The organism is Mycobacterium sp. (genome assembly GCF_050701515.1).
Taxonomy (GTDB): domain Bacteria; phylum Actinomycetota; class Actinomycetes; order Mycobacteriales; family Mycobacteriaceae; genus Mycobacterium.
In genome coordinates this window covers 1-5,407 of sequence record NZ_JBOGDB010000012.1, presented here as the reverse complement: position 1 = coordinate 5,407, position 5,407 = coordinate 1, and the positions used below count along the sequence as shown (strand labels likewise).

The window sequence follows — 5,407 nt, the reverse complement described above, 5'->3', positions numbered from 1 at the left end:
CCGGTTCGCCCGGTTCGATCGGCAGCCGCAACGCCCCGGGCGCGTCGGCCGGCACGACGGGATGCTCGGGCGGGATCGGCGCGAGTCGTTTGTAGGCCTGGCCCTGCTGCGGTCGCAGATCGTTCTGGCCCTTGTTCGGCCACAGCGACGCGGCCCGTTCGGCCTGTGCGGTGATGCTCAGCGACGGGTTGACACCCAGGTTCGCCGAGACCGCCGCACCGTCGGCCACCGACAGCGTCGGGTAGCCGTAGACCCGCTGATACGGGTCGATCACGCCGTGCTCGGGGCTGTCGCCGATCGCCGCGCCGCCGAGGAAGTGGGCGGTCAGCGGGATATTGAACAGCTCACCCCAAGTGCCGCCGGCCACGCCGTCGATCTTCTTCGCGATGCGGCGGGTCACCTCGTTACCGACCGGAATCCACGTCGGGTTGGGCTCGCCGTGCCCCTGCCTGCTGGAATACCGGCGGAAACCCAGCTTGCCGCGCTTGGTGAACGTGGTGATCGAGTTATCCAGATGCTGCATCACCAGCGCGATCACCGTGCGCTCGCTCCAGCGACTCGGGTTGAGCATCCGCAGGATGCCGCGCGGGTCCTCGCGGGCTTGATCCAACAACTGCTTCCAGCGCGGGACGTCGGTGCCCTGCGGTCCGGCGCCGTCGGTCATCAGCGTCTGCAGCATCCCCATCGCGTTGGAGCCCTTGCCGTAGCGGACCGACTCGACATGGGTGTCGGAGCTCGGGTGGATCGACGACGTGATGGCCACGCCGTGCGTCAGATCAAGATCCGGCGCGACCGTGAGCGTGGCGGCGCCGACGATCGACTCCGAATTGGTGCGCGTCAACACCCCGAGCTTGTCGGACAGCTTGGGCAGCTTGCCCTTGTCGCGCATCTTGAACAGCAACTTCTGGGTTCCGAACGTGCCCGCCGCGAGCACCACGTGAGTGGCGGTGAACGTCCGGCGCTTGCGGCGCACCCAACGCCCGGTCCGCGCCGTGCGCACCTCCCAGACACCGTCGGGGCGCTCTTGGAAGCCCGTCACAGTGGTCATCGGATGTACTTCTGCGCCAGCCGATTCCGCCAGGCCCAGGTAGTTCTTCACCAGCGTGTTCTTCGCGCCGTAGCGGCAGCCGGTCATGCAGGAGCCGCATTCGATACAACCGGTGCGGTCGGGCCCGGCGCCGCCGAAGTACGGATCGGGCACGGTCTGACCCGGCGTCTTCGTGCCGTCCGGTCCGAAGAACACCCCGACCGGGGTGGGCACCCAGGTGTCACCGACCCCCATGTCGTCGGCGACCTCTTTGACGATCCGGTCGGCGTCGGTGAAGGTCGGGTTCTTGACCACGCCGAGCATTCGCTGTGCCTGGTCGTAGTGCGGCATCAACTCGGCGCGCCAATCGGTGATGTGCGACCACTGCTTGTCGGCGAAGAACGGCTCCGGCGGCACATACAGAGTGTTGGCGTAGTTCAGCGATCCGCCGCCGACCCCCGCGCCGGCCAGGATCATCACGTTGCGCAGCAGGTGGATCCGTTGAATGCCGTACATCCCCAGCTTCGGCATCCAGAGAAACTTGCGCAGGTTCCAGGAGGTCTTGGCGAACTCCTCGTCGGTGAATCGGCGGCCGGCTTCCAGCACCCCAATCCGATAGCCCTTCTCGGTCAGCCGCAAGGCGGTGACGCTGCCCCCGAAACCCGACCCGATGATCAGAACGTCATAGTCAGGCTGCATCGACTCAGTATGAACTTACCCACCAGTAACTACCAGCCCGGGTCGCCGTCCCGGCGCGGCGGGTCACCCTCCAGCGCGAGCAGTCGCAAAGTTCCCCGACACGCCGACGCGACACGCGCTTTTGCGTCTGCTCGCCGGGATCAGCTTCCTAGCTTCCTACTGCCAGGCCGACCTTCTGGAATTCCTTCAGGTCGCAGTAGCCGGCCTTGGCCATCGAGCGGCGCAACCCGCCGACCAGGTTCAGCGAACCGAACGGGTCGTCGGACGGACCGGTCAGCACCTGCCGTAGCGGCGGCCGCTCCCCGATTGCCACTTGCAGCAGCGCCCCGCGGGGCAGCGATGGGTGGGCGGCGGCGGCCGGCCAGAACCAGCCGTCGCCGAGGGCTTCGGCGGAAAGCGCCAGCGGGGTGCCCAGCACCACCGCGTCCGCTCCGCACGCGATGGCCTTTGCCAGATCGCCCGAGCTGTGGATGTCGCCGTCGGCCAGCACGTGCACGTACCGGCCGCCGGTCTCGTCGAGATACTCGCGCCGCGCGGCGGCGGCGTCGGCGATCGCGGTGGCCATCGGCACGCTGATGCCGAGCACCTCGTCGCTGGTGGTCACGCCGCTGGTGGAGCCGTAGCCCACGATCACCCCGGCCGCGCCGGTGCGCATCAGGTGCAGCGCGGTGCGATGGTCCAGTACCCCGCCGGCCACCACCGGCACGTCCAGCGCGGAGATGAACGTCTTCAGGTTCAGCGGCTCACCGTCGCTGGCGACACGTTCGGCGGACACGATCGTGCCATGGATGACCAGCAGGTCGATCCCCGCGGCCACCAGCGCCGGGGTCAACGCCTGCGCGTTCTGCGGGCTCACCCGGACCGCGGTGGTCACCCCGGCGTCGCGAATCTGCGCCACCGCGGCGCCGAGCAGGTCGGGGTCAAGCGGAGCCGAATGTAGTTGCTGCAGAAGGCGAATCGCCGCCGAGGGCTCCGGCTCCTTCTCCGCGGCCTCGACGACTTGGGCGATCTTCGCCGCGATGTCGGCGTGCCGGCCAATCAGTCCCTCGCCGTTCAGCACGCCGAGGCCGCCGAGGCGGCCCAATTCGATGGCGAACTCCGGCGACACCAGCGCATCGGTGGGATGGCTCAGCACCGGGATCTCGAACCGGTAGGCGTCGAGCTGCCATGCCGTCGACACGTCCTGGGAGGACCGGGTGCGCCGGGACGGAACGATGTTGATGTCGTCGAGTTCGAAGGTGCGACGGGCAGTGCGGCCCATACCTATTTCGACCAAGTCGCGCATCGTCAGGCCCCTAGCCGGAGGCGTAGTTCGGCGCTTCGACGGTCATCGTGATGTCGTGCGGGTGGCTCTCCTTCAGGCCCGCCGCGGTGATCCGCACGAACTGCGCCTGCTGCAGCTGCTCGATGGTGGCCGAACCGGTGTAGCCCATGGCCGCGCGCAGTCCGCCGGTGAGTTGATGGATCACCGTCGAGAGCGGACCGCGGAACGGCACCCGGCCCTCGATGCCCTCGGGCACCAGCTTGTCCTCGCTGAGCGCATCGTCGGCGAAATAGCGGTCCTTGGAATAGGACTTCGCGGAGCCGCGACCCTGCATCGCCGCCAGCGAGCCCATGCCGCGGTAGCTCTTGAACTGCTTGCCGTTGACGAAGATCAACTCACCGGGCGCCTCGGCGGTGCCGGCCAGCAGCGAGCCCAGCATCGTCGTGGACGCGCCGGCCGCCAGCGCCTTGGCGATGTCGCCGGAGTACTGCAGGCCGCCGTCGGCGATCACCGGCACTCCCGACGGGGAACACGCCGCCACCGCTTCCAGGATCGCCGTGATCTGCGGTGCCCCGACCCCGGCCACCACGCGGGTGGTGCAGATCGAGCCGGGGCCCACGCCCACCTTCACCGCGTCGGCGCCGGCCTCGACGAGTGCGGCCGCCGCGGCGCGGGTGGCGACGTTGCCGCCGATCACGTCGACGCGGTGGCCCACCTCCCGCTTGAGCTTGCTGACCATGTCCAGCACCACCCGGTTGTGGGCGTGCGCGGTGTCGACGACCAGCACGTCCGCCCCGGAGTCGGCCAGCGTCATCGCCCGTGTCCACGCGTCGGGGCCCACCCCGAGCGCGGCGCCGACCAGGAGCCGGCCGTCGCTGTCCTTGGTGGCCAACGGGTGCTGCTCGGTTTTGACGAAGTCCTTGACGGTGATCAGCCCGGTCAGCCGCCCGTGACCGTCGACAATCGGCAGTTTCTCAATCTTGTTGCGGCGCAACAGGCCCAGCGCGGCATCGGCGGTCACGCCTTCGCGCGCGGTGATCAGCGGCGCCTTGGTCATCACCTCGGAGACCGGTTTGTTCTGGTCGACCTCGAAACGCATGTCGCGGTTGGTGATGATGCCGACGAGTGCACCGGTGTCGTCGACGACGGGCAGGCCGGAGATCCGGAACCGCGCGCACATCGCGTCGACCTCGGCCAGGGTGTTGTCCGGCGAGCAGGTCACCGGGTCGGTGACCATGCCGGCCTCCGACCGCTTGACCGTTTCCACCTGGCCGGCCTGCTCGGCGACCGGCAGATTGCGGTGCAGCACCCCCATGCCGCCGGCGCGGGCCATCGCGATCGCCATCCGAGACTCGGTGACGGTGTCCATCGCGGAGCTGACCAACGGCACTTTCAGCCGGATCCGCCGAGTGAGCTGGCTGGAGGTGTCCGCGGTGGCGGGCACCACATCGGAGGCGGCGGGCAGCAGCAGCACATCGTCGAAGGTCAGCCCGAGCATGGCGACCTTGGTGGGATCGTCGCCCCCGGTCGGCACCGGGACGGCGATGGGGATGGCGCTTTCAGCGATCGACATGGGTGGAGCCTCCAGTGACAAGCACAGTCCAGATCTCCTTTGATTCTATCGGCATCCCCGTCGATAACTGGGCCCCACACGGCTCGTTGGACATCCCCGCGGGTGGGTGGCGAACGGCTGGCGCGACGGCTGTGCGGCTGCGTAGTGTGGAGACGTGCGAGACCACCTGCCGCCTGGTTTGCCGCCGGATCCGTTCGCCGATGACCCGTGCGACCCCACCGGGGCACTCGACGCACTCGAACCCGGCCAGCCGCTGGACCCCCAGGAGCGGACCGCGGTGGAAGCCGACCTGGCGGACCTGGCGGTGTACGAAGCACTATTGGCGCACAAGGGAATTCGCGGTCTCGTGGTGTGCTGTGACGAATGCCAGCAGGACCACTACCACGACTGGGACATGTTGCGCGCCAACCTGCTGCAGCTACTGGTCGACGGCACCGTGCGCCCGCACGAACCGGCCTACGATCCCGAGCCCGATGCCTACGTGACCTGGGATTATTGCCGCGGCTACGCCGATGCGTCGCTCAACGAGGCGACTTCGGAATCCGACGGCTATCGCTAACAGCTGAGCAGGTCACTCCCCGCGCTTGCGGGGTTTTTCTACAGCCGCGGTGGTCGTGGTCGGGTCCTCCTCCAGGACCGGTTCCTCCGCAGGCTTTTCCTCCTCCGCGGGCTCTTGCGCCGGCGGGGGCGCAGGCGCTAGTGCCGGCGGGGGCTTAGGCGCAGGCGCAGGCGGCGCCTCCTGTGCGGGCGGCGCGCATCGAGAGCTGGAAGGGCAACGGCGGGCCAATAGTCGATCCGATAGGCGATCCGCTGCTCGACGCCCTCGGCGGCCGGGTTCCGGTGT

General features: G+C 68.7%; 4 protein-coding genes. 1 reads left to right on the top strand and 3 read right to left on the bottom strand.

The genetic code is table 11. The features are described 5' to 3' along the window. The 3 genes from ACRDU5_RS01140 to guaB form a co-directional block, all read right to left on the bottom strand. Positions 1-1,726: GMC oxidoreductase (locus tag ACRDU5_RS01140; RefSeq protein WP_526612383.1), on the bottom strand; the 1,726-nt coding region annotated here is incomplete at its 3' end. A gap of 148 nt (positions 1,727-1,874) precedes the next feature. Then, the gene (locus tag ACRDU5_RS01135; RefSeq protein WP_526612384.1) at positions 1,875-3,002 is read right to left on the bottom strand and encodes a GuaB3 family IMP dehydrogenase-related protein; all 1,128 of its coding nucleotides are present in this window, start codon (positions 3,000-3,002) and stop codon (positions 1,875-1,877) included. A 19-nt stretch (positions 3,003-3,021) separates the two neighbouring features. Continuing rightward, entirely contained in the window at positions 3,022-4,563 is a 1,542-nt protein-coding gene (gene guaB / locus ACRDU5_RS01130; protein ID WP_526612382.1) for an IMP dehydrogenase, read from the bottom strand. Positions 4,564-4,717: 154 nt separating this feature from the next. Between guaB and ACRDU5_RS01125 the strand changes: the two genes are divergently transcribed. Further along, positions 4,718-5,122, top strand: coding sequence for a DUF5319 family protein (locus ACRDU5_RS01125; RefSeq protein ID WP_526612381.1), 405 nt, complete (start codon positions 4,718-4,720; stop codon positions 5,120-5,122). The last annotated feature ends 285 nt before the right edge of the window (positions 5,123-5,407 follow it).